The sequence below is a fragment of the Amphritea sp. GJ51-11 genome (genome assembly GCF_055808735.1).
Window position 1 is genome coordinate 3,231,678 of the sequence record NZ_CM147881.1, and the last position, 26,548, is coordinate 3,258,225.

The window sequence follows — 26,548 nt, forward strand, 5'->3', positions numbered from 1 at the left end:
ACCGCCAGCGTAGCACTTTTTCTTACTGGCTGCGGTTCCCAACAGGGAAATATGACCCCAGTCTCCACTGACCCGATGCAGCAGGTCGCCGAACTTATCCAACTGGCGGAGGTGGCTGCGCCGGTTAAAAGCGCACAACTCAAAGCCAAAGCGGCCCGCATCCTGATTGCGCAAAATAGACAAGACGAGGCATCACAATTGCTCGACGAGGTCGATATGCAGCGCCTGACACCCGCCCTGCAATTTGAGATCTCTGAGTTAAGAGCCAGAACCGCACTGCAACAACAGGACGGACAACGAGCGCTTCGCTATTTACAGCAACTGCCAGCGGGAACGACCCAAAACTTACCCACAGAGCAACAATACCTAATAGGTGAGATGCAGGCTGACGCCTATCGCTATCAGGAAAATTCATTCAACGAACTGCAACAACTCATTCAACTAAGCAGCTACAGTCCCGCTGATAAAGCCAGAACGCTCCATAATCGCATCTGGAACCTACTAACACAGATGCCGATCGATCAACTAAAACAACTGAGCCAACAAGCGGACAACAACTACTATCAACAGGGCTGGTATGAACTCGCGCTTAGCGCAGGCAACGCCTTAGACCTAAACCAACAAGACAAACAACTGCAACAATGGAATGTCCTCTGGCAATCCCACCCAGCCCAGCAAATCCCCCCGATGCACTCCAAGCCGTCAGCAACGCAGAGACGTTAAGCGCCGAACACATCGCCCTTTTCTTACCAATGAGCGGCAATCTACAAAAACCCGCTGAAGCTATCATTACCGGCTTTATGACAGCCCACTACAATGCCGTACAAGCGGGTAAAACAACCGCCAGAGTCACCATGCTCGACTCGACTAAAATTAATACACCCGAGCAACTGTACCAGCTTGCCACAGAGCGCAATATCGACTTAATTGTCGGCCCGCTACAAAAAGAGATGGTCGAAAAGCTGATCAATTACGGACCGGCCCCAATTCCAACATTAACACTCAATACTGTGCCCGGCTTACAACAAAGCAATATTTACCAGTTTGGCCTAGCCATCGAAGATGAAGCCTCTCAAGCAGCAGAGCGGGTGTGGCAGGACCAAAAACGCCAAGTGTTGATTTACACTGCCAATACAGACTGGGGAGAACGCGCCGCCAATGCCTTTAGCCGTCGCTTCAACGAACTCGGCGGCATCATCCTCGACAGTCGCCGTTACAATGACAATATCAGCTATTCAGAACAGATCGCCGAGTTATTAGGCACCGATCAGAGCGGAATACGCAAATCTCAACTCACTCGAGTCATCGGCCAACGGCCCGAATTTGAAAATCGCCGCCGCCAAGATATCGATGCGATCTTCCTCGCCGCGCTGCCGCAAAGTGCACGCCAGATCAAACCCACGCTAGCGTTCCATTACGCCGGCAATATCCCCGTGTATGCGACCTCACTGATCTATACGGGCACAGAATCAGCCATTGAGGACCAGGACCTTAACGGCATTAACTTCGTTACCACTCCTTGGGTCAGCAGCCCACCCTCGGCAACGCACCTACAGCTAGCACAACTGCGCGATGATACCGAAAGCCGTTTTGGACGCCTGTATGCATTAGGCATTGATGCTTTCACTCTGTTTCCTTATCTAGCCCAACTATCAGCGTCGAGCTCTGCTAAGATAGAGGGCGAAACCGGCTCACTTTCTATCACTGAAAATAACCAGATTGTGCGTACCCTTAACTGGACCACATTTACACAAGGCATAGCCCAGCCCTTAGAGTGATGAGATATCCATGGATAGACAACAGATCGGCAAGGATGCCGAGCAACGCGCACTGAGCTACCTCAAGCAGCAAGGCCTTAAATTGGTCGAACAAAATTTTCACTGCCGCTTTGGTGAAATCGATCTGATCATGCGCGATCAAGATCAATTGGTGTTTGTTGAAGTACGCAGTAGACGTTATCAACAATGGGGCGGTGCCGGTTTATCGGTCGATTTTCGCAAACAGAAGAAATTAATAAAAACAGCGAGTTACTTCCTCAGCCAGCAGAAAAGCAGTAATCTGCCCATATGCCGGTTTGATGTTATCGCATTCGAGGCCAATCAGGATCACGGGAGTGGAGATTCCCGCCCCGTATGGTATAAAGACGCCTTCAGACCTGAAGCCACTTTCTGACAGGAGCACCGATGGTACTTCAAGACCGAGTCATTAACCTATTCCATAACAGCATGGACGTTAATGCCCAAACCATCGAAGAATACACCCCGATGATTTCCCATGCTGGCGAGCTTTTGCTCGGCTGCCTGATATCCGAAAACAAGATTCTGTGTTGCGGAAACGGCGGAAGTGCGGCCTTATCGCAGCATTTCACCAGCTTGCTGATGAATCAGTTTCGCCATGAACGCCCCGGCCTTCCGGCAATATCTCTCAGCGCAGAAGGTTCTGCACTCACCGGCATCGCCCAAGATGGCCAGTTCAATGATATCTTTTCAAAACAGATCCGCGCCCTCGGCCAACCCGGCGATCTACTGCTACTTCTCTCTAGTGATGGCCGTGCGGCTAACCTTGTGCAGGCCATTCAAGCAGCTCATGATCGAGATATGCTAGTCATCGCCCTGACTGGGGGAACTAATAACAATATTCACTCTCTATTACTGCCGGACGAGGTTGAGTTTTGCATTCCGGCAGACGACCCCGCACTTATTTTTGGGGCACAAACGCTGATTCTGCACGCCTTGTGCGATCTAATTGACTTTCAACTTTTTGGCGGAGAATAAAGAATGAAACGGATAGCGATCCTAATGCTCGCAGGCATTCTAACCAGCGGCTGCTCAACCGTTGTTAGCAGTTTAAAAGAAGAGCCTATCAAGGAAGACCCTACGGGTAGAACCACCGGCAGCTTCGTTGACGACGAGCTCATTGAGATCAAATCCAACGTCAATATCAGTAAAGGCTCAGTTGAACTGAGCAGCAGCCATGTGAACATCACCAGCTTTAATGGCATCGTGTTGATCACCGGACAGGTAGCAACCGAAGAAAGCCGACTCGAAGCGGAACAGATTGTTAGCCAAGTGCGCAAGATTCGCCGTATTCACAACGAACTGACCATCACCAGCCCAACATCCACCCTGACCCGCGCCAGCGATACTTGGATCACCGCCAAAATCAAAGCCAATATGATTGGTGATAAAGATGTCGATGCTAGCCAAATCAAGGTGGTCACGGAAAACGGTGTGGTTTATTTAATGGGCTTAGTCACCCGTGCACAAGCGGACAAAGCGATTCAAGTGGTAAAAAGCGTCAACGGTATCCAAAAAATCGTTAAGATCTTTGAATATATCGATTAATACTGACTTTATAAACAGCCCTCTCCTCGCCGCCAGAGGTAGCTCCTACCTTAGAACACTCCTGTAGGAGCCGCCTCCGGCGGCGATAAACCATGGTTCGGATTGAAATTCATCGCCCCGAGACGGGGCTCCCACAGGAGTTGGTGCATTATCCTCATGTAGGAGCCCTTTCCAGGGGCGATGCAATAAACCCTTAGCGCTACTTCACTACCTTCAATGAAGGTCGACTCTTGGCTTTAGGCTCGGGTGCGGGTGCTTTTGGCGGTGTCGGATCGTTCTCAGGCTCATCGGCATAAAGCGCCTCAACACCCGGCTCCGCGCCGAAACCCATGCCTTGACCGTTCTCACGGGCATAGATCGCCATGACTGCAACGATCGGCACAAACACATTCATGGGCACGCCACCAAAGCGCGCATTAAAACTCACAGCATCGTTCTCAACCGTCAAACTCTGCACCGCAGAAGGCGCAATATTCAAGACAATCTGACCATCACTGATAAACTGCTGCGGCACCATTACACCTTGAATTTCGGCATCAATAACTAGGTGCGGCGTCCAACCACTGTCAAGAATCCACTCATTCAGCGCACGGATAAGATATCCACGACTCGATTGCATTACATACTCCAAAAAAAGGATGAGTAAAAACCCATCCTTTTTAGTTATTTATAGCGACGAAATATCAGTCACGCATTTCGCGTTCTTCTTCAGACAAGCTGATTTGAAACGCTTCACGCTCAAACAGACGCTCCATATACTTAATAAGATCTTTGCACTGAGCTTCTGGCAATTCAACACCCAGAATCTCTAGACGCCATAGCAGCGGAGCGATACAGCAGTCTACCAAGGTAAACTCTTCACTCATGAAGAAATCTTTTTCACCAAAGATCGGTGAAACAGCCACCAGACTGTCACGTAACGCTTTACGCGCTTCGTCAGCATCATCCGCATCTTCAGCCGTTAAAATCACATCAGCCAAAGAACACCAGTCACGCTGAATACGATACATATACAGACGGCTTTCAGCACGTGCAACAGGATAGACAGGTAGTAGCGGCGGATGAGGAAAACGCTCATCCAGATACTCCATCATCACATTTGGCTCATACAATACCAGTTCCCGATCCAACAGAGTCGGTAAGCTATTGTATGGATTCAGTGACGCCAGATCCTCAGGCAAACTGTTTGGATCGCAATCGTTAATCTCAACTGCAACACCCTTTTCAGCCAGAACGATACGTACCCGATGGCTATAATGATCATTGCCATCGGAGTAAAAAGTCATAGAAGAACGCTTGGCCACTACACCCATTAAATCACCCCGTTTCACTTATTCCATAAAAAATATACGCGGACCAATAAAATTGGCCCACGTATCGGTATTCCTGACTCGCGGACGTTTAGTGAACGTCGCGCCAGTACTCTTTCTTCAGCGCGAACGCGAAGACGAATAAGATAGCCAGGAAGATCAGCACTTTATAACCAATCGATTCAGATTCAAGCTTAACAGGGTTACCCATATAAGACATGAAGTTCACGAGGTCATAAATAGTCTTATCAAACTCTTCAACTGAAAGCTCGCCCTTTTCAGCAATGCTCAGACAACCACCCATTTGCAGCCCAGTCAAAGGATCGATGGTTTTCTCATGATGAGCCATCTCTTCTTTGGTGCAATGGTTGACCTGCATCCCCTGCAAACCTTCTAGAACATTGGGCATACCAACATCCGGGAAGACCACGTTGTTAACACCCCAAGGCCGCGCAGAATCTTTGTAGAAGCTACGCAGGTAAGTGTAAACCCAATCTTCACCTCGCAGACGTGTTTCCAACGTCAGATCAGGTGGAGGCGTACCAAACCAATCAGCCGCATCAGCCTGAGGCATAGCGATGGTCATCTGTTCACCGACCTTAGATTCACCAAAGATCAAGTGCTCTTGCACTAACTCATTAGGCATACCGAGATCGATAGCAGCACGCTCATAACGCTGAAAGTTAGCCGAATGACAACCCATGCAATAGTTCACAAAGGTCTTCATGCCACGTTGCAGTGACTCTTTATTGGTATGATCCGGCCCCATAGTATCCAAATGGACTCCGCCGGTACTCGCACTGGCGACGACAGGCACCAGCACCAACATAATTGCGATAAAAAACTTTTTCATTAGCCTGTCACCCTTTCCGGTACCGGTTTAGTGCTTTCCATTCTGGTGTAGAACGGCATCAGGAAGAAGTATGCAAAATACAGTGCAGTACAGATTTGTGCGACCACGGTACGCTCAGGAGAAGATGGAACAACCCCAAGATAACCCAGCACAACAAAGCTGATTGCAAAAATCACCAGCCATACTTTGCTCATCCAGCCTTTATAACGCATGGATTTAACCGGGCTGCGATCCAACCAAGGTAGAACAAACAGGATAGCAATCGCACCACCCATCACCACGACACCTGGGAACTGAGATGCCGCAATAGGCGGAATCGCACGCAACATAGCGTAGAACGGCGTGAAGTACCAAACCGGCGCGATGTGCGGCGGAGTCTTCAGCGGGTTAGCCGGTTCAAAGTTTGGCTGTTCAATAAAGTACCCACCCATCTCAGGGAAGAAGAAGATGATCAGGCAGAATACGAACAGGAAGACCACTACACCGACAATATCTTTCACAGTGTAATACGGGTGGAATGGGATACCATCGAGTGGGATACCGTTCTCATCCTTCTTCTCTTTAATCTCAATACCGTCTGGGTTGTTAGAGCCCACTTCATGCAGTGCAATGATGTGCATAACAACCAGACCCAATAGGACGATTGGCAGTGCAACTACGTGCAGCGAGAAGAAGCGGTTCAGCGTAATACCCGAAATCAGGTAGTCACCACGAATCCACTCAGCGAGGTCTGGACCAATAACCGGCACCGCAGAGAACAGCGATACAATTACTTGAGCACCCCAGTAAGACATCTGTCCCCATGGCAGCAAGTAACCCATAAAGGCTTCAGCCATCAGCGCCAGATAGATCGTCATACCGAAGATCCATACCAACTCACGAGGCTTACGGTAAGAACCGTACAGCAGACCTCGGAACATATGCAGGTAAACCACAGCAAAGAATGCCGAAGCACCGGTAGAGTGCATGTAACGCAGCAACCAACCATAATCCACATCACGCATGATGTATTCAACAGAAGCGAATGCGCCTTCTGCTGTTGGGTTATAGCTCATGGTCAACCAGATACCGGTCAGCAGTTGGTTAACCAGAACTAACAGAGCGAGGGAACCAAAGAAATACCAAAAATTGAAGTTCTTTGGAGCATAGTATTTTGCTAAATGATCATCCCACATCGCCGTTAGCGGGAAACGATCATCGATCCAGCCAATGATGCCTGGATTTCCTTTATTACGTGCGCCAGCCATTATGCAGTCTCCTGATCCACACCGATGATGATCACATTTTCGCTCTCATAATAATGAGGCGGAATCACCAGGTTAGTAGGTGCCGGAACACCTTTCAATACACGACCAGACAGGTCAAAACGAGAGCCATGACATGGGCAGTAGAAACCACCGACCCAATCAGCACCCAAATCTTCAGGCGCCAGTTCAGGACGGTATGTCGGTGAACAGCCCAAATGGGTACAAATACCAACCATCACTGCAATATCTTCACGAATTGCACGGGCTGGTGTGCCTGGTACATAGGATGGCTGATGTGGAACTGTCGATTCAGGATCCGCTAAACGGTCAGAAATCTTTGCTAGATTAGCCAAAGCTTCCGGTCCACGACGCACAATCCATACAGGCTTGCCGCGCCACTTCACGATCATCTGCTGACCGATTTCCAGCTTGCTGACATCAGCTTTAACCGGAGCGCCAGCTGTTTTAGCTTTTGCACTCGGATTCCATGAAGCCACGAACGGAACAGCAGCTCCTACGGCACCCACTGCCCCAACAGCAGAGGTGGCACCGATCAGGAGACGTCGCCGCCCCTTATTCACGCCGTCATTACTCATTAAGATTATCTCCCCTCACTCAACCTATAACCCCACACTATTGCAGCGCAGCAATTATTGGGTTGCTCAGTAATGAATACCGAATTAACGGATTTTTAAAATGGCACAAATAGTAATGAAATTCCCTGCTTCTTACAAGGCTAATTAGGGGCAAAACCGCCTTTTTACGCCTATAGTCGACCGAGTCTTGACCTCATACCAAAGCGCCATCCATAAAACAAAAAAACGCCCGAACCATTGCTGGCACGGGCGCTTTTTGTACGATACAAAAACTGTATCGGCGCGAATTAACGCTTGGAGAATTGTGGCTTCTTACGTGCTTTACGTAGACCCACTTTCTTACGCTCAACTTCACGTGCATCACGGGTAACAAAACCAGCAGCACGCAGTTCAGGACGCAGTGTCTCATCATATTCCATCAGCGCACGAGTGATACCGTGACGGATCGCACCGGCCTGACCGAAACCACCACCGCCTTTAACGGTAATGTAAACATCAAATTTTTCAGTGTTACCAGTCAGATCTAAAGGCTGACGAACGATCATGCGAGCAGTTTCGCGACCGAAGTAAACATCAAGTTCACGCTGGTTAACAGTGATTTTACCTGTACCTGGACGCAAGAATACGCGTGCAGTAGAGGATTTACGACGGCCTGTGCCGTAATACTGAGTTGTAGACATATTGACCTGCCCCTTAGACGTTCAGTTCTTGTGGCTGTTGAGCCGCATGCGGATGTTCTGCACCAGCGTACACTTTCATTTTAGTGTACATAGCGCGACCCAAGGGACCTTTAGGCAACATGCCTTTAACGGCCAGTTCGATGGTGCGTGTTGGATGAGTTTCAACCATCTTCTCGAAAGAAGTTTCACGCAGACCACCTGGGTAACCAGTATGGCGATAGTACATTTTGTCCTTACGCTTGTTACCAGTTACGTTAACTTTCTCAGCGTTAACAACGATGATGTAATCACCAGTATCAACATGAGGAGTGAATTCTGCTTTATGCTTGCCGCGTAGGCGACGTGCAATCTCGGTAGCCAGACGACCCAGAGTTTTACCCTCAGCGTCTACAACATACCAATCGCGTTTTACCTCTGCAGGCTTAGCGCTAAATGTAGTCATGATAATTTACCTATACATCAGTCTGAACAAGGCCAATCTACTGATTAGCAAGGTTCGACGACCTTATAATTATTGGTTGTAAACCGCAGTCTACAACGTCAAAATTCCCCGGACCAATCCGAAGGAGCGCGGATTATACTGCAACCGCACAAATATGCCAACAAATATTTCGCGATTCAAATTCATACCGCTTTGTCGCTCGAAATCGCTTTCACATTGCTCTTTCTGCTCAAGCGGCTAGCGACAAAGCGCTTAACTTAAATGCTTGTCATTGAATCAATTAAGCAGGATTCTTCGAGCCAGCAGCAAATCATGCTCACTGTGACGTTAGAGCAACCACTGCTATCAAGCCCGGTGCTCACGCGCTAAATATTCCTGTGACTGCATTTCAAGTAAACGGCTCTGAGTTCGTTGTATCTCAAACTCCAAACGCCCTTCGCTGTAGATCTCGTGGATGGACTTTTCAGCGGTAAGAATTAATTTCACGCCACAATCATAAAACTCATCAACAAGGTTAACAAAGCGGCGCGCAGCATCATCGTTGTTACGCCCAAGCTGCGGTACATTGCTAATCAACACAGCATGGAAAACCTTACTCAACTCGATGTAATCATTCTGACTACGCGGCCCTTCACACAGCTCAGAAAACTCAAACCAAGCGACATCCTCGCAACAACGGCGGGCTTGAATACTCCGACCATTAACTTCTAACGCGCAGCTTTCAGCCACATCATTAAGATCAGGCACAAGGCTTTCAAAGCTCTTATTCAGAGATGCATCGGCAGCAGCATCCAACGGATAATGATACAGCTCAGCTTGCTCAAGGGTACGCAAACGGTAATCGACACCACTATCAACATTGACAACATCGGTAAACTTATTCAACAGGTCGATCGCCGGTAAAAACCGCGCACGCTGCAAACCATTTTCATATAGCCCATCAGGCACAATGTTAGAGGTAGCCACCAGCGATACACCGTTTTTAAATAGCTCTTGCAACAAACCACCGAGAATCATGGCATCGGTAATATCAGTAACAAAAAACTCATCGAAACAGATAATCTGAAATTCGCTGGCATATTTTTTACCAATTTCAACCAACGGGTTGGGTGTGCCATCTAACAGTCTCAACTCTTGATGAACCCGCTGCATAAAACGGTGAAAGTGGGTACGCTCTTTATTCTCGAATGGCAGACTGTCATAGAAGGTATCCATAAGGTAAGTCTTACCCCGACCGACACCACCCCAGAAGTACAACCCCTGAACCGGCTCAACCGTTTTCTTCTTCAGTTTGCCTGATAAGCGCCCCATCAATCCGGTAGGCTTAGGCTTATGCTGCTGTTTAGCCACTAGGTCATCATACAAACGCTGTAGATGCTTAACCGCTTCTTCCTGGGCCGAATCATAGGAGAAGTCGTCCCGTTCAAGGTCTTTTTTATAACGAGCAATTGGAGTCATGCGAGAAACCGTACCATTCAAACTAATGTCAGATGTTCAGAAAAGGATCTAAAAGAAGGTTGGGGACTTTACTCTCCAGCACCCTGTTTTGCAACGCAACAAAGGGAGAAGTCGAGCACAGCCATTGAGCGAACTCATCGCAGCCAGAGGCAGCTCCTACAGCAAAAACAACAAACTTCACCCTGCGGGAGCCCCTTCTAGGGGCGATAAATTTCGATACAACATCATCGCCGCCAGAGGCAGCTCCTACAGCAAAAACAACAAACTTCACCCTGTGGGAGCCCCTTCTAGGGGCGATAAATACCAATGAAAAACCACCGCTGCCAAAGACAGCTCCTACAGCAAAAACAACAAACTTCACCCTGTGGGAGCCCCGTCTCGGGGCGATAAACCTCAACAAACACATCGCCGCCAGAGGCAACTCCCACAATACAAAGAACAAATCTAGTAGATAAAAATCGCGACGAGGCATCGCTCGCTTCAGGCCTACCGGACCTGTAGGAGGCGCGCCCTCACACCGATTAAGCTGCCAAGATTGGCAATTCGGGCAAATTAACCCCAACCTCCTAACCAATCCCCATCAACGGGATCAATAACGGTAACATAAACGCGGTGAAGGCACCGGTCATACCCATCGCTAAACCACCAAAAGCCCCCGCCATCAGGCCATACTCAAATGCATAGGCGGTGCCCATACCGTGGGCAGAAACACCTAACGTAAACCCCTTCACCGCTTCATCAGTGACATTCAAAATACGATAAATCGGTGGCGCCAAGGCACAACCGATAGCCCCCGTGATTAATACCAAACCAGAGGCTAGCGAGGGATAACCACCTAATTTTGCAGCAACACCGATCGCGATCGCCGACGTCACCGACTTAGGCGCTATCGACAATAGCGTCCCCAATGAAGCATCGAGCGCCTGCGCCACAAGAATAGCCGAAGCTGCTGCCGTCACAGCACCGGCCATACAGGCCAACAACAACGGCAATAGCATTTTCTTAACCCGCTCAAAATGATCAAACAAAGGCACCGCCAGCGCCACCGTCGCAGGCCCTAGCAAAAAGTGGATAAACTGCGCCCCCTCAAAATAGGTTTCATACGGGGTACCGGTCAGCAATAAAAACACAATAATCAGCGCTAACGATACCAGCACTGGGTGCAGTAAAGGCGTACCACCCAAGCGGCGATTTAGCCACGAAGTTGCAATAAAGGTGACAATAGTAACGATCAGCCATAACAAGGGTTTGGCCGAGAAAAAGGTCCAGAACGCCATCGCAGCTACTCCCGCTCCAACTGTTGCAGCTTCTTCGCCGACGGGTTAAGAATCAACGCCGTCACGATGATCGTCAGCCCAGTACTGATAATCAAGGCCAGCAAAATAGCCAACCAGTCCGCTTTTAGCAACGAGAAGTGTGTCATTAAGCCAACGCCTGCAGGCACAAACAGCAGTGCTAGGTGTTTTAACAAGGCTTCAGAAGGAATTCGCAGCGATTCAGGCACTTCGCCCTTCACTATCAAACAAACCAATAACAACACCATACCGACAACAGGCCCTGGCACCGGCATTCCTAACGCGATAACAATCAGTTCACCCGCAAATTGAAAAAGCAGTAATATTAAAAAACCAACCAGCATATCATCCCCAACAACAGGTTAAAGCAGTAACAAGAAAGCCTCACTACCGGCATAAAGCGCAAATACAATGAATAACACACCCGATGCGCGATGCAGCCAGACTACCGAGACATAGCGCATCAGTGCTCGCCCCGCTATAACACCGATCACCGATGTCGCCACCAGCGCTATTGTCGCGCCCAGCCAGACAGGCACGGCAGGCTCTGTACTCGCCAACCCCATCACCGCTAGCTGGGTCTTATCACCCAACTCAGCGAAGAACAGCATGATCAGCGCGGATAAGAACACACTTTTACCCGAAACAGCAGGACTGCCGTCTTCATCATCCTCTTCAGCATTGAACGACTGCAAACCAAACCAGAGAAACAACAACGCAACCACGCACAACACCGCCGAGCGAGGCAGCCATGCTGATGCCACGGAACCGACAGCAACCGCCAACACATTCAAGATTGCAAACGCAACAACAGCCCCTAGAATCACCGGCAGTGGCCGATACCGCGCGGCCAGCGTCATACACACCAATTGGCTTTTATCACCAAACTCAGCCAAAAACACCAGTAAAAAGGCCCCGACAAGACTGCCTAGTTGATCCATATTCGCCTTTCCCGAAGCATAAAATGCGGGCGATTATACATAAATAAATACAACTCGCGGGCAGGCAAGCCAAAAGTTAATTGTTCAGAAGTGACTTTTCGGCAACACGTAATGCCTGTTCAGTATTTAGATTACATAGCTGATCAGCCACATCAACGATATCAATCAGCTGCATGGGATGACAGCGCATCCAGCGCTGCACCGCCCGTTGACCGCCTTCCAACCATGTAGACAGATCCGCTACCAGCCGCCGAGGAATAACCGCATGCAAGGGATGCAATTCATCCCCTTCTGACAAAACCGTAATAGCATCCGGCTTCGCTTGAGCGGCAAGCAGTAATCGTTCGATCAACTCAGCTTGTAACAAAGGAGTATCACAAGGTAGAACCAACACCTGGTCTGTATGACAAACCCTAAGACCACTTAAGATACCCGCCAAAGGCCCCTGAAACCCGGCCAACTCATCCATAACCACCTGATCAGCCAGATCACTGTATTCCGGCAGATGGCGATTACAGCTGATAATCAGCCGGCGAGCGTAGGGCCTGACAAGCTGCACCGCAAAACCCGCCATCGGTTGCGAACGAAAAGCCACCAACCCCTTATCTTGCCCACCCATACGCCGACCTTCACCACCGGCCAGCACAATAACATCAACGGGAGTAAGGCCCGTCATCCACCGGTTACCGGCGGGAACAAGCCGACCTCATCCCCCGCAGCAATCACTGTATCCAGCGGGACAATTTCTTGATTAACTGAACACAATAAGGTGCCATCGAGCGCTCGACGCCATTCATCACCTTTTTCCTTAAGAGCAGCCAACAAATCGACAACCCGCTCACCACTCACCGATGGATGATCCAGCTGCCCAACCCTTAACGCCTCGCGTAGAGATGCAAAAAACAATACTTTAACCATCAGAGCACCTTTCACCCATAAACAACGACGCATAACAAAGCCATAAACCCGTTATGCCGATACCAATATCAATTTATCCACCGAACAACTGAAGCGGTTATTGCTGGACCGCTTTATCCACAAATCAACTTACTCACAACAATCGTCTTAGCCACACCCGCTAAAACTAGGGATCCTTAACCACTATAGTCCCACTTCACTGAACGGGATAAACGCTAGCCGATCACCTTCAGTAACCACGGTTTCCGCCGGCACCACAAGATAACCGGCAGCCGACACAGCCGAACTCAGCACGCCCGAGCTTTGACTATGCCCTAACACCGCTCGGCCATTCTTGAGCTCAACCCGTAAATACTCCTGCCGACCAATTGCTCGCTTACGACTAAAGCCAGCCTCAACCATTAAACTTAACGGTAAGACCGAAACGGCCCCCATCGACCGCAATAAAAACGGGCGCGCGAGTATAGAAAAGGTTACCAAAACCGCAGAAGGGTTACCTGGCAGCCCAAGCAAAGGCTTGCCATTGACATAACCAAAGGCCATCGGCTTTCCGGGTTTAAGCGCGAGCTTCCACAGCTTTAATTCACCTTGCGATTCAACCGCCGCTTTAACATGATCCTCTTCACCCACCGAGACTCCACCACTGGTGATAATACAGTCGGCCTGCTCTGATGCCTGTTTCAACGCTGCTTTTGTGCCTTCGAAGGTGTCAGCAACAACCGCAGAGACGATCACCTCGCAACCCAACCCTTGCAATAAACCACGCAGGGTAAACAGGTTCGAGTTATAAATCTGACCTGGCTGCAAGGGATTCCCCGGCATCACCAACTCATCACCGGTAGCTAACACCGCCACTTTCACCGGCTTATAGACATTCACCTCTGCGATGCCCACCGAAGCCAACACACCGATATGCGAAGCCGTCAATCGAGTCCCTTTAGGTATCACGACCTGACCCGTGCGAATATCCTGCCCTCGCTGGCGAATATTACTCCCTGCAGTCGGCACCTCAACAATCTCAACCCAAGACCGCCCATCTACATCGGTGACAACGGTATTTTCCTGCATCACAACGGCATCAGCACCTTGGGGCATTTCAGAACCGGTAAAAATACGGGCCGCCGTTCCAGCCTCCAAAGGTTTGGGAGCAGTACCCGCTGGAATACGCTGAGAAACCTTCAACAGCTTCCCTTCCTGCAAACCAGCAAGATCAGTGCTATTGAATGCATAACCGTCCATCGCACTGTTATCCTGCGGCGGCACATCAACGGTCGACAGCTGATCCTCAGCCAACACGCGCCCTAGCGTATCACTAATCGCCAAGCGTTCCGTAGCTACCGCAGGTTTTGCTTGAGCCAACAGAGCGCTCAGTACTTCAGTAACGGGCATCAACGATGGCTTTGACAGATCACAGCTCATCCTCGTGGCCCACAAACAGTATCAACTGACCGATCAGTCATCACCATCTCAACAAAATTACAGGGCCGGTGGCGAGCATCTAGCTGTTCACGAATAATACCGTTCCACGCGGTTTTACAGGCCCCCGTTGAACCCGGCATACAAAAAATAACTGTACGATTAGCAACGCCAGCAAAAGCGCGGGATTGAATCGTTGAAGTGCCTATTTCCTCATAGGACAACTGTCGAAACAGCTCACCATACCCCTCAATGGCTTTATCAAACAGTGGTGACAGTGCTTCTGGGGTCGTATCCCGCAGCGTAAAGCCTGTCCCCCCTGTAACCAGCACCGCCTGCACTTGCTCATCGGCAATCCACTGAGACACCACCGCCCGCAACTGATAAACATCATCCTTACAGATCGCGCGCTGAGCAAGCTGATGCCCTGCTGCGTCCAAACCCTCAACCAACGCATCACCAGACGTGTCATTCTTCGGCGTTCGCGTATCAGACACCGTCAGCACTGCGATCTGTAACGACTGAAAAGCCACCTCTTTCTTGCTATGAGCCATAAAAAAACCTACTACCTTTCTCTAATTAGCGAGACAGAATATGTACATGTCACACTGGTGCAACACAAGGAAACTAAATTAAACTGACATTATCACCGAAGGTCGGCTGCAAAGCCAAGCGCGGACACCCCTGAATAGAAAACCCAACGATATCGCAGTGCAACAAAAAAACGTGAAATAGATCAAATTGCTGCCTTTGAAGAGTACCGTTCGAAAAAAGCGCATGGTACTATTAGCCAGACTTGCAAGGCCGCTGTTCATATTATTTATGCTTACCCAGTATGCTGCTATTGAATAATATTCAAAAACGAAAATCAGTTGGCAATAATATAGAACATATATAAGGATATCTGCCGATGAAAAAACTTACATTAATGAGCCTAATTGCTCCTTCAGCTCTAATCATGTCATTACCGGCTTCAGCAGCGATAGAACCAGCAGCCATTGATGCTGGTCCTGTGAGAATTATCCCTATGATGACCGCACAAGTTGGTTATGACGATAATTTTTTCAGCACTTCAAATAATGAGCAAGATGAAACCATTACGGTACTCACTCCGTCCGTTCAACTCATTGCTGAAGATGGTCTAAACGCTTACCGACTGATGTATCAACTTAGCGAAGGGATGCATCAAAATAGTTCCGATGATAACTATACCGATCATACATTCGGCGGGGCGGCTCATTTAGAATTCAGCCAGCGCAGCATGCTAGATTTAAAAGCAGCCTACAATAAAGGCCATGAAGCTCGTGGTACGAATGATTACGTTAGCTCTAGTCCAATAGAATATGACCTGGTTACGGCTGGTTTCAAATACATGTACGGTGCACCACAAGCCACAGGGCGTATTGAATTCTATGGTGAGCACTTAGAACGAGAGTTCACGAACTTTCGCTCTACCACTAGAGGTCGCGATGATACCGAAGTAACCTTAGGTACTATTTTTTATTATAAAATCATGCCTAAAACGTCACTACTATTCGAAGTACGTAACAAAGATATCAATTATGACGTCGATCCTGCCAGTTCCCTCGACAGTAACACTTGGAAGTATCTTGTCGGTGCTACCTGGGAAGGGACAGCAAAAACCACCGGTACCATCAAAGTGGGTATGAGTGAAAAAGACTTTGACTCTGCGAGCCGTGACGATGTCTCAACTTCTAGCTGGGAGGCCTCTGTACGTTGGGAGCCACTCAGTTACTCTGTTGTAGATATAAGTACTAGTCGTACCGATGCCGAAAGTACTGGCACTGGTAACTTTATTGATACTAAAAGCTACAATATCAACTGGAACCATGCCTGGAATGACATTATCAACAGCGATCTTGGTTTAGGTTATACTACAGAAACCTATGAGGGTGACACTCGTGAGGATGATACCAAGTCATTCAATATCGGCATGAACTATGACATGCGCCGTTGGTTGACCTTTGGTTTAAGCTACAAGTATAGCGATGTTGATTCTAACATTGCCACAGAAGACTACAGCAAAAACCTATTCATGCTGTCAGTAAACGCCTCACTTTAAGCTGATTAAATCGAGTTGCTTCTATGACATCCTGTTTGAACGCAATCAGAGTAGCCTTTATGGCTACTCTGATTTTATTTTGCTCAGCCGTTTCGGCTGAATCAACCACTCTTTCTGATTACCGCCTCGGTTCAGGCGATCTACTCAGCATTCAGGTCTTTGGTGAAGAAGACTTAAGTATGGAAATTCGCCTCAGTGATGCAGGCACCATTGCCTACCCCTTCCTCGGCGAGCTAAAAATACTTAATATGACCATTGGCAACCTCAGCAAAAAAATAGAGGAAGGCCTGGCCGAAGGCTATCTACATGACCCACAGGTTAGTATTACGGTATTAGAGTATCGTCAATTTTATATTAATGGCGAAGTTAAAGAGCCCGGTGGCTATCCCTATCAACCAGGCCTGACATTGCAGAAAGCAGTAGCATTGGCTGGCGGTTTCACCGAGAGAGCATCCAAGAGTAAGTTATTCGTCTCCCATGACGGCGAAACGACGAACCCTCGCCTCGTTAAGCTTAATACTCAAATTAGGCCTGGTGATATTATCACCATCGAACAAAGTTTCTTTTAATCACGCTGCTGTATACGCCTAGACTAGAGCAGACGGCAAGCTGATACACGATAAAACGTTCCACATACACATTTACAGAGACAAACCGGACAGTATGGAAACGAATAAATTTCAGGACAACAATTCCCCTGTTATGGGCGATGATGTTATCGACCTACGCCAATATTGGAACACCATCAACCGGCATAAGTGGGGAATTTTCGGCTTTGCTATTGTGGTCACAATGCTGACAACGTTAGTAGTTTTCTCTATGAAGCCTATCTACCGAGCTGACGCAACCCTATTGATCGAATCTCAAAATGCGAATGTGGTTTCAATCGAAGAGGTCTATGGTTTAGAGTCCGGTAATAGTGAGTATTATCTGACCCAATTTGAAATTCTGAAATCACGTCAATTAGCCGAACGGGTGATTGATAAGCTCAACCTGATCGACCACCCTGAATTTAATCAACCACCGAGCTTTATTGCTCAAACCATTGCAACAGTCAAAGGATTACTCCCTTTAGGTGTGCCAACGGAATTAAGTGAAGAGGAAAAGGCTCGTATTCACCTACAAGGGGTTACATCTCAGCTTCTCGGCAATCTCACCATTGAGCCTATCCGAAAAACACAGCTGGTCAAAATAAGTTATGACTCATACGAACCGTTACTATCGGCTGAAATCGCCAATGCGATTGGTGATGCCTATATAGAAAACAACTTAGAAGCGCGCTTGCAGCTCACCACTAAAGCGTCTGGCTGGATTATGGAGCGCTTAAGCGGTCTACGAGAGAAACTTAAGATATCTGAACAGAATCTACAACAGTACCGTGAGCAGGAACAGATCGTTGGCGCCGATGGTGGCTTTGATATTGCCAACAACGAGCTGGATATGGTCGCTAGCAAGCATGTTGAAGCCCGCCGTGAACGCATGGCCCTTGAAAGCCTTAATCGTCAAATCAAAAAACTGGACAAACGCAATCCAGAGAATTTTGAATTAATCCCTGCTATTCTTCAGCATCCCTTAGTACAGAGTCTGAAAGGCGCTGTACTACAGGTTGAACTGAAAAAATCTGAGCTTTCAAAGCGTTATGGTGCAAAACATCCGAAGATGAAAGCAGCACAATCGGAACTGGATAACGCTCGACGCAGCCTTAATGCCCAGATTCTCTCCGTGGTTAACGGTATTGAAAATGAATACCGATTGGCTCTATCGGCAGAACGTTCCCTTAAAGCAGCGGTAGATCAAACCAAAAAAGACTTGCAATCAATCAACCGTAAAGATTACCGTCTAAAAGAGCTCGAAAAAGAAGTTGATGCTAATCGTCAGCTCTATGACACTTTCTTTACCCGCTTGAGCGAAACCAATGCCACCGGTGATCTACAATCTGCCAATGCACGTATTTCAGATCCAGCACAACCGCCACGCGTCCCTGAAAAGCCTAAGAAAGGCTTGATAATGGCGCTAGCCTTTGTGGTCAGCATCATGTTCGGCATCATGTTCTCCTTCCTATTAGAAGCACTGAACAACACACTGAAAACAGCGCAAGATGTTGAAAATAAGCTTGGTGCTACCATGCTAGGCTTACTGCCTAAACTGGCTAGAAAAAACAAAGCCGATAATGTCAGCTATACGGCCTACCTGGATAAAAACCAATCATCCTTTGCTGAATCCGTTCGTACTATCCGTACCGGCATTGTGCTTTCGGCACTCGATAACCCGCACAAGATTCTCTGTGTCACCTCATCGGTTCCGGGTGAAGGGAAAACCTCTTTAACTATGAACCTAGCATTTTCCATTGGCCAGATGGAAAAAGTGTTATTGATTGATGCCGATATGCGTCGTCCATCGATTGCCAAAGCCTTTGGCCTATCAGGCAAGGTTGCCGGACTATCAAACCTCGTCGCTGGCACAGCAAAACTCGAAGAGTGCATTCATAAAGACGAAGCATCCGGCATCGATGTACTGCCTTCTGGTATTATTCCACCCAACCCACTAGAGTTGTTGTCGTCCGAGCGTTTTGCTAAAGCTTTAGAGTTGCTGGAAACCAAGTACGACCGTATTGTTATCGATACCGCACCGACTCAAGCCGTAAGTGATGCATTAGTCTTGTCTCATCACGTTGGGGCAATGATCTATGTCGTCAAAGCCGATTCAACCAACTACCAGCTGGCTAAGAACGGTATCAAGCGACTAACGGAAGTAAAAGCGCCTCTTATCGGCGTTGTGCTCAACCAAGTTGATATTAAGAAAGCATCTAAATACGGTGGCGATTACTATGGCTACTATGATGTCTACGGTTATACCGGCGAAAAGCAAGGTGCCTAATGATTGACCTACATAACCATTTATTGCCTGGTATCGATGATGGGCCTTCAACCTTAGAAGAGTCTCTAGAGTTGGCCCGTATTGCGGCCAACGACGGTATCACTCATATGGTTGTGACGCCTCATATACATCCCGGGCGGTATGAGAACCAAATAGCCACCATTAAACCGGTATTGCAGCAGTTGCAAGCGGCGCTAGTTGAGCACTCAATTCCATTAACCATGAGCATGGGTGCTGAGCTACGTATCTCAGCCGAGATGATCAGTATGATACCGGCGGGTAAAATACCCTTTTTGGGCGAGTGGCAAGGACAAAAAGTCCTGCTACTCGAACTCCCTCATAGTCATATCCCCCCGGGAAGCGATAAGCTGATTGCTTGGTTAAAAGCGCAGAATATTCTACCGATGATCGCTCATCCGGAGCGTAATAAAGAGATCATCAATAATATTGACAAGATCAACCCCTTTATTGAGCAAGGCTGTCTGCTGCAGTTAACCGCTATGTCGGTGGCAGGAAAGTTTGGCAACAGCCCCTTAGAAATTGCCAAAGAGTTACTGGTTAGAGGCTGGGTCACAGTGTTAGCTACGGATGCTCATAATGTCGCGCACCGCCCCCCTGTACTCACAGAAGGGCTTAAAGCTGCGGCCAATATTATTGGTGAAGAAGCCGCACTACGCTTAGTAAAAGAGACGCCTGAACAGATCACCCGCGCCCATGTCAACTAATGTAAAACAACGACTGCTAATCGTCATCCCATTAATGACCCTTTTAACTGGGGCAATTTATTATTCAATAAGTATCGGCATAGCCGACCTTTACGGTTACAGCCCTCGACAACATTTAGAACACTGGCAAAAAAAAGGCTTAACCCCGCCTCCAACTGAACTCAATAACGCCCTCAACAGCATCAACACCGCCATCCACTGGAATCCTCGCCATGCAGAATTTCACGATATGCGTGCGTTACTCCATTATTATAAGGCCCTCGAAGCTTATCGTCTGGGCGACAGTGAAGTGTTTACTCAACTTACCCAACAAGCACTTACAAGTTATAAAAAAGCCTCTCAGTTACGCACTCACTGGCCCTACAGCTGGGCAAATCTTGCCTTAATGAAGGCGATGCTACAGCAGTTTGATGATGAATATCGTCACGCGTTAGCGCAAGCTACCACACTCGGCCCTTGGGAGAACGGCGTAAACTTGGCAGTAGCCGATGCAGGCATGCTGGGTTGGCTCTATTTGGATAAGCAAAGCCAAACCGCTGTTATCGACAATATCGAACGCGGTATGAAACGTAACAATAGAGCCTTAAAACAACGACTGACAGCCATAAATAAGCTTGGCTTGGCGTGTGTATACCTAAAAGAATCGAAGCAGCGTCATCGGCTTTGCCGCACTTGATGAAATAAATAGAATACGCTTAGATACAATTAAAACAGACTAACGCTTATATATTTGGAGCACTCATGACGACCGTACGCAAAGCAGTAATCCCTGTAGCGGGTTTAGGAACCCGGGTACTTCCCGCCAGTAAAGCCATTCCTAAAGAGATGCTCCCCGTTGTTGATAAACCGGTGATCCAGCATGTTGTGGAAGAAGCCGTTAAAGCTGGTATCAAAGAGATTATATTGGTGACCCGCAGCGGAAAATCAGCCATCGAAGATCACTTCGATTCTCACTATGAGCTAGAGCATCAGCTTGAACTCAAAAACAAAACCGCCATTCTTGACTCCGTACGCAATATCATTCCAAAGGATGTCACCATCGTTTCGGTCAGACAACCTGAAGCTAAAGGCTTAGGTCACGCGGTTCACTGTGCTGCAGAGGTCGTCAATAATGAACCATTTGTGGTCATTCTTCCGGATGTCCTAGTTAATAATTATCAGCAGAATGAAAATGATCTGCAAAAAATGGTGCGGGCGTTCGAGCAGCATAACGCAGCTCAGATCATGGTCGAATCCGTGCCCCAAAACCAAGTACAGCTTTACGGCATTACTGACTGTCATGGTGTAAAACCCGCGGCAGGTGAGTCTACACCCATCAAAGGTATGGTTGAAAAACCCAATGTTGACGAAGCGCCTTCCGATCTAGCTGTTGTCGGCCGTTATGTCCTGCCCGCGCGCGTGATGGCTCTGCTAGCCGACACTAAACCTGGAGCTGGAGATGAAATACAGCTCACCGATGCACTGGATGAGTTGCTTCGAGAACAAACGGTTGAAGCCTATCGGATGACCGGAAAAACCTACGATTGCGGCAATAAACTGGGCTTCTTACAGGCGAATGTCGCTTATGGTCTGCAGCATCCGGATACCGCTGAAGGGTTTAAACTGTTTCTCGCGCAACAAGGCTGATATTTATGACCGTTGATCAATCCCCAGCGTGGGCTGCTCTGAACCTCCATGCCGAAGAGCTGCGCACTAAACACCTCAAAGAGATGTTTGCCGATGATGATAAGCGCTTTGAAAAGCTCAGCTTCAGTGCCGCCCACTGTCTGGCTGACTTTTCGAAGCAACGAATCACAGAAGACACTCTGGAACGGCTGATCACATTAGCGCAACAGCAACAGCTGCCGCAAAAAATAGAAGCACTGTTCAGTGGCGAACATGTTAACCCATCGGAGAATCGGCCCGCACTGCATACCGCACTACGTCAGCCAAAAGAGATGCCGCTGTTCTTAGGTGATACCGATATCTCGAAAGAGATCCACTGTTCATTAGAACGGATGGAAACGTTGGTTGAACAGATTCATAATGGCCAATGGCGTGGTTATGATGGCGGCCCGATCAAAAACGTTGTGAATATCGGGGTGGGCGGCTCCGATCTTGGGCCGTTGATGGCCTGCCGCGCATTAAATATGTTTTCCGCCGATGAAATCCGCGATATTGATATCCATTTTGTTTCGTCAATGGATGGCAGCCAACTGGCAAGACTACTCAGCCGAATCGACCCGGCATCGACGCTATTTATCGTATCCTCCAAGTCATTCTCGACCATCGATACATTGGCAAACTCTAATACAGCACGAGAGTGGTTAGTCAATGCTAGCGGCTTACCCGTCGAACTGATCAGCCAACATCACTTTATCGGCATTACCGCCAGCCCAGCGAAAGCGACTGAATGGGGCATTCCCGAAAAGAACCAACTACACTTCTGGGACTGGACTGGGGGCCGCTATTCCATGTGGTCCGCAATCGGCATGGCCATTGCGTTGCACACAGGTAATAGTAATTTCCGGAAAATGCTCGCGGGCGCCCACGAGATGGACAGCCACTTTCGTACCGCACCTCTGACTGAAAATTTACCGGTATTACTGGCGATGATCGGTGTCTGGAATATTAACTTCTTGAATATCCACGCCCATGCGGTACTACCCTATGATGGCCGTTTGCAACACCTGCCAGCCTATCTTGAACAGTTAGAGATGGAGAGTAACGGCAAAAGTGTTACCTTGAATGGCGATCAATTTGATTATTCAACCTGCCCTATTCTGTGGGGTGAAGTCGGCCCGAACGCACAACATGCGTTTTACCAACTGCTTCACCAGGGCACTGAATCGGTCATGTGTGATTTTATCGCGCCGGCACTGCGTTATCAGGAGTACGGTGAAGAGCTGCGGGCGCAACATCAATTAGCGCTGGCAAACTGCCTCGCTCAATCACGCTTATTGGCCTTGGGTGACAGTGTGTTGGATAATGCCGATAACGCACCTTCCCATAAGCGTTATCGAGGTAACCAACCTAGCACGACGCTAATGATCGATGAATTGACCCCAGAAAGTTTTGGCGCCCTGATTGCCATGTACGAACATAAAGTCTATGTCCAATCGGTGATCTGGGAGATTAATCCCTTCGACCAATGGGGTGTAGAATTGGGTAAACAGGTCGCAACATCCTTGCTGGATCAGCTCGCTGACACCTCATCGACTAACACCGATAGCTCTACCCAAGGCTTGATCCGCTTTGTCCAGCAACAGCGTCAGGAGGCTAATTCATGAATGTAAAAGTGTATGGAGCTGATCTAACGGCTTGGGTAGCCGCCGCCTGTTTAGCGAGAGCGGGCAACCATGTACGCATCGAAGGGCCAGATACGCAACTGCATAAAGCCCTACACGATATCTCCGCCCTACGTGATGAACCCGGGTTGCTTGATCAGATTGAGCTACAAATGCAAGCCGGTCGACTCCAACGGACAAGTTCAAGCGATGATAAAATTAATATTCACTGGTTAGCACTCGAGCACAATGAGTTTGCAACCGCCGAACAAATTATTCAAAACCTAGCCAGCGCTGTCCCCGAAAATCTGCTGATCATAAACCAGTGTAATTTTGGTGTGGGAGCAACGGATAAGCTGCAATGCCATCTCAATGAAAGCGCTAACCAGGTGGTTGTTTATATCCCCAACAACCTCCAGGAAGGTAAGGCACTTCAAGGGTTCAGCCAACCCAAACGTATTACGATTGGCAGTCAGAATGACTGGGCGACAACCATGACCCGGTCACTGATTCGCCCCTTCCTGCAAAATATTAGTCATCTATTGCTCATGACTAGCCGGGAGGCCGAATTCGCCAAGCTAGCGATCACCGGCATGCTAGCCATTCGTATAGGTTATATCAATGAACTGGCCAACCTTGCAGATCAGATGGGCGTGGATATTGATATTATTCGCGAAGGCATGGGAACCGACCCTCGGGTTGGCAGCCACTACTTAGATCCAGGTTGTGGCTTTGGTGGGCAGAACTTCAACCAGAATATCGCCCGCTTTTCCGATATTTTTGAAAAACGCGGACAAAACTCGCTGTTAAAGACCGTTATCTCTGAGAATGAAATCCAAAAAGAGCTACTCTTTAAAAAGCTCTGGCAACATTACCAATGCGATCTTGCCGATAAAACCGTTGCCATATGGGGCGCCTCATTCAAACCGGGGACTGCCAATATTGATAATGCCCCTAGCCTAAAAATCATTGATGCATTATTAGCACAGGGTGTACATGTTAAAGTGCATGATCCTGAAGCATTAGGCAATCTACAGAAACACTATGCCGCAGAACCCCTCATCAGCGTCTGTGAGGATGCCTATGAGGCGACTCAAGCAGTGGATGCCCTACTGCTCGTCACTGAATGGCCCGAATACTGGTCACCAGATTATGAGCAACTGCTTCAATCTATGCGTCAACCACTCATCATAGATGGACGTAATATCTTTGATAAAGCCGCCCTAGAACTATACGGTTTCACCTATATTGGTATAGGCCGATAATGCTTAGAAAAACTATTTTCTGCCTATGCGCCGCCGCATTGCTGTATGGCTTATTTCGCCAAACACCGCCTCCATCGCTATTTAATCAATCGGATAAATTTGGTCATCTCGCAGGGTTTGCCGCAATGACCCTAGTCGGTCTCTGGGCCGTTTCGCGCCGCTTTGTGGGGATGTTTATTATCTGCCTACTTACTCTTGCTTGCAGCGCCGAATTTATTCAGCAATGGCTGCTAGCGCATCGACATTTTTCACTGTATGACATGTATGCCAATCTAACAGGTATCGCCATTATCTTTATGCCCTGGCTTGCTTGGCGCATCGGACAATATTTTTATTCAAATTCCTCACATTTATAGCCTTCAGGGAAACGCCATGAGCAAACTAGCCTGTTTTAAAGCCTACGATATCCGCGGTCAGCTTGGCACTCAGCTGGATGAAGACCTTACTTACCGTATTGGCCGTGCCTATGCTGAGTTTTTAAAGCCCAAAACCGTCGTGGTAGGCGGTGATATGCGCCTGTCCACCGAGTCACTCAAACAGGCGTTAACTAATGGCCTGAGAGATTCCGGTGTCGATGTTCTGGATATTGGTCTATGCGGCACTGAAGAGATCTATTTCGCTACGTCTCATCTTGATACCGACGGAGGTATCGTTGTCACAGCCAGTCATAATCCAGAAGATTACAATGGCATGAAACTGGTTCGTAAAGGCTCACGCCCCATCAGTGGTGACACCGGACTCAATGATATCGAACAGATGGCCCGCGAAAACAACTTCAAAGCACCTAATGAAGCCAATCGCGGCAGCTATGCACAGGTCGATACGTTGGCAGCCTATGTTGAACACTTAGAGGGATATATTGACCTGCAAGACCTTAAGCCGCTGAAACTCGTCGTCAATGCGGGTAACGGGGTCGCAGGACATGTCATCGATGCGTTAGAAACCCAATTTAAAGCGACTTCAGTACCGGTCGAGTTTATCAAAATACACCACCAGCCTGATGGTACTTTCCCCAATGGCATCCCGAATCCCATTCTGGAAGAGAATCGTGCCGATACCATCGCCGCCGTATTAGAACACAAAGCAGATATGGGCATTGCTTGGGATGGCGACTTCGATCGCTGCTTCCTGTTTGATGAAAATGGCCGCTTTATTGAAGGCTACTACATCGTTGGATTGCTAGCAGAAGCGTTCTTGGCCAAAAACCCCGGTGCTGCGATCATCCACGATCCTCGCCTAACCTGGAATACCCTGGATATTGTCGAAGCAAGCCAAGGCCGAGCGATTCAAAGCAAAACCGGACATGCCTTTATTAAAGAACGTATGCGTGAAGAAGATGCGGTTTATGGCGGCGAAATGAGCGCCCACCACTACTTCCGTGATTTCTTCTATTGCGATAGCGGAATGGTACCTTGGTTACTGGTTGCAGAACTGATTAGCAAAAAATGCCAGACGCTGTCTCAACTCGTTGACGACCGTATTACTAAATATCCATCCCCTGGTGAGATCAATAGTAAGTTAGACGACCCTAAAGCGGCTATTGAACGGGTGCTAGCGAGCTATAAAGACAACGCTGTCGCCATCGATTATACCGACGGGATCAGCCTTGATATGGGTAACTGGCGTTTCAACCTGCGCTCATCCAATACTGAGCCGGTCGTCCGTTTGAATGTCGAAACCCGCGGTGACGAAGCCCTGATGAAAGCGAAAACAGACGAGTTACTTAGTTTGCTCAGAGCATAAAGATACCCATAGAGAACAATGCCCTCATCACGAACAATCGCCGTGAGGGCACGGCTCCTACAAAAACGTCATATCCCGTGCGCTCAAAA

General features: G+C 48.3%; 29 protein-coding genes and 1 pseudogene. 14 read left to right on the forward strand and 16 right to left on the reverse strand.

Annotation, left to right across the window (positions count from 1 at the left end; all coding sequences use genetic code 11):
• Nucleotides 1-75 precede the first annotated feature (75 nt).
• The 4 genes and pseudogenes from AC0L4K_RS14450 (at nt 76) to AC0L4K_RS14465 (ending at nt 3,344) form a co-directional block, all read left to right on the forward strand.
• Nucleotides 76-1,778 (forward strand): annotated as a pseudogene (locus AC0L4K_RS14450) (penicillin-binding protein activator).
• Nucleotides 1,779-1,788: 10 nt separating this feature from the next.
• Entirely contained in the window at nt 1,789-2,172 is a 384-nt protein-coding gene (locus tag AC0L4K_RS14455) for a YraN family protein (RefSeq protein ID WP_473266836.1), read from the forward strand.
• 11 nt (nt 2,173-2,183) lie between these two features.
• A complete protein-coding gene (locus AC0L4K_RS14460) occupies nt 2,184-2,774 on the forward strand; it encodes an SIS domain-containing protein (protein ID WP_417227579.1) in 591 nt (196 codons plus the stop codon).
• A gap of 3 nt (nt 2,775-2,777) precedes the next feature.
• Nucleotides 2,778-3,344 carry a BON domain-containing protein gene (locus tag AC0L4K_RS14465; RefSeq protein ID WP_417227581.1) on the forward strand — a complete coding sequence of 189 codons (567 nt, stop codon included), beginning with the start codon at nt 2,778-2,780 and terminating at the stop codon, nt 3,342-3,344.
• Between the two features lie 199 nt (nt 3,345-3,543).
• Here AC0L4K_RS14465 and AC0L4K_RS14470 read toward each other — a convergent pair whose 3' ends face one another.
• The 16 genes from AC0L4K_RS14470 to moaB all read right to left on the reverse strand — a co-directional run bounded on the left by AC0L4K_RS14470 (nt 3,544) and on the right by moaB (nt 15,054).
• Complete coding sequence (locus AC0L4K_RS14470; RefSeq protein WP_473266838.1) at nt 3,544-3,963, reverse strand: ClpXP protease specificity-enhancing factor; 420 nt, start codon at nt 3,961-3,963, stop codon at nt 3,544-3,546.
• 64 nt (nt 3,964-4,027) lie between these two features.
• Nucleotides 4,028-4,657: a stringent starvation protein SspA gene (gene sspA / locus AC0L4K_RS14475; protein ID WP_417227585.1), complete on the reverse strand. Its 630-nt coding sequence runs from the start codon at nt 4,655-4,657 to the stop codon at nt 4,028-4,030.
• 88 nt (nt 4,658-4,745) lie between these two features.
• Nucleotides 4,746-5,507 carry a cytochrome c1 gene (locus AC0L4K_RS14480; RefSeq protein WP_473266840.1) on the reverse strand — a complete coding sequence of 254 codons (762 nt, stop codon included), beginning with the start codon at nt 5,505-5,507 and terminating at the stop codon, nt 4,746-4,748.
• The gene (locus AC0L4K_RS14485) at nt 5,507-6,754 is read right to left on the reverse strand and encodes a cytochrome b (protein WP_417227589.1); all 1,248 of its coding nucleotides are present in this window, start codon (nt 6,752-6,754) and stop codon (nt 5,507-5,509) included. The genes AC0L4K_RS14480 and AC0L4K_RS14485 overlap by 1 nt, the downstream gene beginning before the upstream one ends.
• Nucleotides 6,754-7,350 carry a ubiquinol-cytochrome c reductase iron-sulfur subunit gene (gene petA / locus AC0L4K_RS14490; RefSeq protein WP_417227591.1) on the reverse strand — a complete coding sequence of 199 codons (597 nt, stop codon included), beginning with the start codon at nt 7,348-7,350 and terminating at the stop codon, nt 6,754-6,756. Before petA ends, AC0L4K_RS14485 begins: the two co-directional genes overlap by 1 nt.
• Before the next feature lie 287 nt (nt 7,351-7,637).
• Entirely contained in the window at nt 7,638-8,030 is a 393-nt protein-coding gene (gene rpsI / locus AC0L4K_RS14495; protein ID WP_296062245.1) for a 30S ribosomal protein S9, read from the reverse strand.
• A gap of 13 nt (nt 8,031-8,043) precedes the next feature.
• Nucleotides 8,044-8,472 carry a 50S ribosomal protein L13 gene (rplM, locus tag AC0L4K_RS14500; RefSeq protein ID WP_126159155.1) on the reverse strand — a complete coding sequence of 143 codons (429 nt, stop codon included), beginning with the start codon at nt 8,470-8,472 and terminating at the stop codon, nt 8,044-8,046.
• 345 nt (nt 8,473-8,817) lie between these two features.
• Complete coding sequence (zapE, locus tag AC0L4K_RS14505; protein ID WP_417227593.1) at nt 8,818-9,930, reverse strand: cell division protein ZapE; 1,113 nt, start codon at nt 9,928-9,930, stop codon at nt 8,818-8,820.
• A 28-nt stretch (nt 9,931-9,958) separates the two neighbouring features.
• Nucleotides 9,959-10,291 (reverse strand): hypothetical protein, encoded by a 333-nt coding sequence (locus AC0L4K_RS14510; RefSeq protein WP_473266843.1) that lies wholly within the window; start codon nt 10,289-10,291, stop codon nt 9,959-9,961.
• Between the two features lie 205 nt (nt 10,292-10,496).
• Nucleotides 10,497-11,207 (reverse strand): LrgB family protein, encoded by a 711-nt coding sequence (locus AC0L4K_RS14515; protein WP_473266845.1) that lies wholly within the window; start codon nt 11,205-11,207, stop codon nt 10,497-10,499.
• Between the two features lie 5 nt (nt 11,208-11,212).
• Nucleotides 11,213-11,569 carry a CidA/LrgA family protein gene (locus tag AC0L4K_RS14520; RefSeq protein WP_417227599.1) on the reverse strand — a complete coding sequence of 119 codons (357 nt, stop codon included), beginning with the start codon at nt 11,567-11,569 and terminating at the stop codon, nt 11,213-11,215.
• A gap of 18 nt (nt 11,570-11,587) precedes the next feature.
• Nucleotides 11,588-12,166 carry a TMEM165/GDT1 family protein gene (locus AC0L4K_RS14525; RefSeq protein WP_473266847.1) on the reverse strand — a complete coding sequence of 193 codons (579 nt, stop codon included), beginning with the start codon at nt 12,164-12,166 and terminating at the stop codon, nt 11,588-11,590.
• Between the two features lie 76 nt (nt 12,167-12,242).
• On the reverse strand, nt 12,243-12,842 hold the full coding sequence (mobA, locus tag AC0L4K_RS14530; RefSeq protein WP_473266849.1) for a molybdenum cofactor guanylyltransferase MobA: 600 nt from the start codon (nt 12,840-12,842) through the stop codon (nt 12,243-12,245).
• Nucleotides 12,839-13,084 carry a MoaD/ThiS family protein gene (locus AC0L4K_RS14535; protein ID WP_473266850.1) on the reverse strand — a complete coding sequence of 82 codons (246 nt, stop codon included), beginning with the start codon at nt 13,082-13,084 and terminating at the stop codon, nt 12,839-12,841. The genes mobA and AC0L4K_RS14535 overlap by 4 nt, the downstream gene beginning before the upstream one ends.
• A 183-nt stretch (nt 13,085-13,267) precedes the next feature.
• Nucleotides 13,268-14,503: a molybdopterin molybdotransferase MoeA gene (locus AC0L4K_RS14540; RefSeq protein WP_473266852.1), complete on the reverse strand. Its 1,236-nt coding sequence runs from the start codon at nt 14,501-14,503 to the stop codon at nt 13,268-13,270.
• The gene (moaB, locus tag AC0L4K_RS14545) at nt 14,500-15,054 is read right to left on the reverse strand and encodes a molybdenum cofactor biosynthesis protein B (protein WP_473266854.1); all 555 of its coding nucleotides are present in this window, start codon (nt 15,052-15,054) and stop codon (nt 14,500-14,502) included. Before moaB ends, AC0L4K_RS14540 begins: the two co-directional genes overlap by 4 nt.
• 356 nt (nt 15,055-15,410) lie before the next feature.
• On the opposite strand from moaB, the gene AC0L4K_RS14550 reads away from it, so the two are divergent.
• The 10 genes from AC0L4K_RS14550 (at nt 15,411) to AC0L4K_RS14595 (ending at nt 26,459) form a co-directional block, all read left to right on the forward strand.
• Nucleotides 15,411-16,583: an outer membrane beta-barrel protein gene (locus tag AC0L4K_RS14550; RefSeq protein ID WP_473266855.1), complete on the forward strand. Its 1,173-nt coding sequence runs from the start codon at nt 15,411-15,413 to the stop codon at nt 16,581-16,583.
• A 59-nt stretch (nt 16,584-16,642) separates the two neighbouring features.
• The gene (locus AC0L4K_RS14555) at nt 16,643-17,152 is read left to right on the forward strand and encodes a polysaccharide biosynthesis/export family protein (protein ID WP_473266857.1); all 510 of its coding nucleotides are present in this window, start codon (nt 16,643-16,645) and stop codon (nt 17,150-17,152) included.
• Nucleotides 17,153-17,246: 94 nt separating this feature from the next.
• Complete coding sequence (locus AC0L4K_RS14560; protein WP_473266858.1) at nt 17,247-19,460, forward strand: GumC family protein; 2,214 nt, start codon at nt 17,247-17,249, stop codon at nt 19,458-19,460.
• Entirely contained in the window at nt 19,460-20,185 is a 726-nt protein-coding gene (locus AC0L4K_RS14565) for a tyrosine-protein phosphatase (protein ID WP_473266860.1), read from the forward strand. Before AC0L4K_RS14560 ends, AC0L4K_RS14565 begins: the two co-directional genes overlap by 1 nt.
• Entirely contained in the window at nt 20,175-20,861 is a 687-nt protein-coding gene (locus AC0L4K_RS14570) for a hypothetical protein (RefSeq protein WP_473266861.1), read from the forward strand. Before AC0L4K_RS14565 ends, AC0L4K_RS14570 begins: the two co-directional genes overlap by 11 nt.
• Nucleotides 20,862-20,926: 65 nt before the next feature.
• The gene (galU, locus tag AC0L4K_RS14575) at nt 20,927-21,811 is read left to right on the forward strand and encodes a UTP--glucose-1-phosphate uridylyltransferase GalU (RefSeq protein WP_473266863.1); all 885 of its coding nucleotides are present in this window, start codon (nt 20,927-20,929) and stop codon (nt 21,809-21,811) included.
• A 5-nt stretch (nt 21,812-21,816) separates the two neighbouring features.
• Nucleotides 21,817-23,454 carry a glucose-6-phosphate isomerase gene (gene pgi, locus AC0L4K_RS14580; protein ID WP_473266864.1) on the forward strand — a complete coding sequence of 546 codons (1,638 nt, stop codon included), beginning with the start codon at nt 21,817-21,819 and terminating at the stop codon, nt 23,452-23,454.
• On the forward strand, nt 23,451-24,716 hold the full coding sequence (locus AC0L4K_RS14585) for a nucleotide sugar dehydrogenase (RefSeq protein WP_473266866.1): 1,266 nt from the start codon (nt 23,451-23,453) through the stop codon (nt 24,714-24,716). The genes pgi and AC0L4K_RS14585 overlap by 4 nt, the downstream gene beginning before the upstream one ends.
• Nucleotides 24,716-25,072 (forward strand): hypothetical protein, encoded by a 357-nt coding sequence (locus tag AC0L4K_RS14590; RefSeq protein ID WP_473266868.1) that lies wholly within the window; start codon nt 24,716-24,718, stop codon nt 25,070-25,072. The genes AC0L4K_RS14585 and AC0L4K_RS14590 overlap by 1 nt, the downstream gene beginning before the upstream one ends.
• Before the next feature lie 16 nt (nt 25,073-25,088).
• A complete protein-coding gene (locus AC0L4K_RS14595; RefSeq protein ID WP_473266870.1) occupies nt 25,089-26,459 on the forward strand; it encodes a phosphohexomutase domain-containing protein in 1,371 nt (456 codons plus the stop codon).
• Nucleotides 26,460-26,548: the final 89 nt, after the last annotated feature.

Bases quoted from the DNA above. Each gene is read 5' to 3' on its own strand.
- AC0L4K_RS14455 (WP_473266836.1), top strand. From the start codon at position 1,789: ATGGATAGACAACAGATCGGCAAGGATGCCGAGCAACGCGCACTGAGC.
- AC0L4K_RS14460 (WP_417227579.1), top strand. From the start codon at position 2,184: ATGGTACTTCAAGACCGAGTCATTAACCTATTCCATAACAGCATGGAC.
- AC0L4K_RS14465 (WP_417227581.1), top strand. From the start codon at position 2,778: ATGAAACGGATAGCGATCCTAATGCTCGCAGGCATTCTAACCAGCGGC.
- AC0L4K_RS14470 (WP_473266838.1), bottom strand. From the start codon at position 3,963: ATGCAATCGAGTCGTGGATATCTTATCCGTGCGCTGAATGAGTGGATT.
- sspA (WP_417227585.1), bottom strand. From the start codon at position 4,657: ATGGGTGTAGTGGCCAAGCGTTCTTCTATGACTTTTTACTCCGATGGC.
- AC0L4K_RS14480 (WP_473266840.1), bottom strand. From the start codon at position 5,507: ATGAAAAAGTTTTTTATCGCAATTATGTTGGTGCTGGTGCCTGTCGTC.
- AC0L4K_RS14485 (WP_417227589.1), bottom strand. From the start codon at position 6,754: ATGGCTGGCGCACGTAATAAAGGAAATCCAGGCATCATTGGCTGGATC.
- petA (WP_417227591.1), bottom strand. From the start codon at position 7,350: ATGAGTAATGACGGCGTGAATAAGGGGCGGCGACGTCTCCTGATCGGT.
- rpsI (WP_296062245.1), bottom strand. From the start codon at position 8,030: ATGTCTACAACTCAGTATTACGGCACAGGCCGTCGTAAATCCTCTACT.
- rplM (WP_126159155.1), bottom strand. From the start codon at position 8,472: ATGACTACATTTAGCGCTAAGCCTGCAGAGGTAAAACGCGATTGGTAT.
- zapE (WP_417227593.1), bottom strand. From the start codon at position 9,930: ATGACTCCAATTGCTCGTTATAAAAAAGACCTTGAACGGGACGACTTC.
- AC0L4K_RS14515 (WP_473266845.1), bottom strand. From the start codon at position 11,207: ATGGCGTTCTGGACCTTTTTCTCGGCCAAACCCTTGTTATGGCTGATC.
- AC0L4K_RS14520 (WP_417227599.1), bottom strand. From the start codon at position 11,569: ATGCTGGTTGGTTTTTTAATATTACTGCTTTTTCAATTTGCGGGTGAA.
- AC0L4K_RS14525 (WP_473266847.1), bottom strand. From the start codon at position 12,166: ATGGATCAACTAGGCAGTCTTGTCGGGGCCTTTTTACTGGTGTTTTTG.
- mobA (WP_473266849.1), bottom strand. From the start codon at position 12,842: ATGACGGGCCTTACTCCCGTTGATGTTATTGTGCTGGCCGGTGGTGAA.
- AC0L4K_RS14535 (WP_473266850.1), bottom strand. From the start codon at position 13,084: ATGGTTAAAGTATTGTTTTTTGCATCTCTACGCGAGGCGTTAAGGGTT.
- AC0L4K_RS14540 (WP_473266852.1), bottom strand. From the start codon at position 14,503: ATGAGCTGTGATCTGTCAAAGCCATCGTTGATGCCCGTTACTGAAGTA.
- moaB (WP_473266854.1), bottom strand. From the start codon at position 15,054: ATGGCTCATAGCAAGAAAGAGGTGGCTTTTCAGTCGTTACAGATCGCA.
- AC0L4K_RS14550 (WP_473266855.1), top strand. From the start codon at position 15,411: ATGAAAAAACTTACATTAATGAGCCTAATTGCTCCTTCAGCTCTAATC.
- AC0L4K_RS14555 (WP_473266857.1), top strand. From the start codon at position 16,643: ATGGCTACTCTGATTTTATTTTGCTCAGCCGTTTCGGCTGAATCAACC.
- AC0L4K_RS14560 (WP_473266858.1), top strand. From the start codon at position 17,247: ATGGAAACGAATAAATTTCAGGACAACAATTCCCCTGTTATGGGCGAT.
- AC0L4K_RS14565 (WP_473266860.1), top strand. From the start codon at position 19,460: ATGATTGACCTACATAACCATTTATTGCCTGGTATCGATGATGGGCCT.
- AC0L4K_RS14570 (WP_473266861.1), top strand. From the start codon at position 20,175: ATGTCAACTAATGTAAAACAACGACTGCTAATCGTCATCCCATTAATG.
- galU (WP_473266863.1), top strand. From the start codon at position 20,927: ATGACGACCGTACGCAAAGCAGTAATCCCTGTAGCGGGTTTAGGAACC.
- pgi (WP_473266864.1), top strand. From the start codon at position 21,817: ATGACCGTTGATCAATCCCCAGCGTGGGCTGCTCTGAACCTCCATGCC.
- AC0L4K_RS14585 (WP_473266866.1), top strand. From the start codon at position 23,451: ATGAATGTAAAAGTGTATGGAGCTGATCTAACGGCTTGGGTAGCCGCC.
- AC0L4K_RS14590 (WP_473266868.1), top strand. From the start codon at position 24,716: ATGCTTAGAAAAACTATTTTCTGCCTATGCGCCGCCGCATTGCTGTAT.
- AC0L4K_RS14595 (WP_473266870.1), top strand. From the start codon at position 25,089: ATGAGCAAACTAGCCTGTTTTAAAGCCTACGATATCCGCGGTCAGCTT.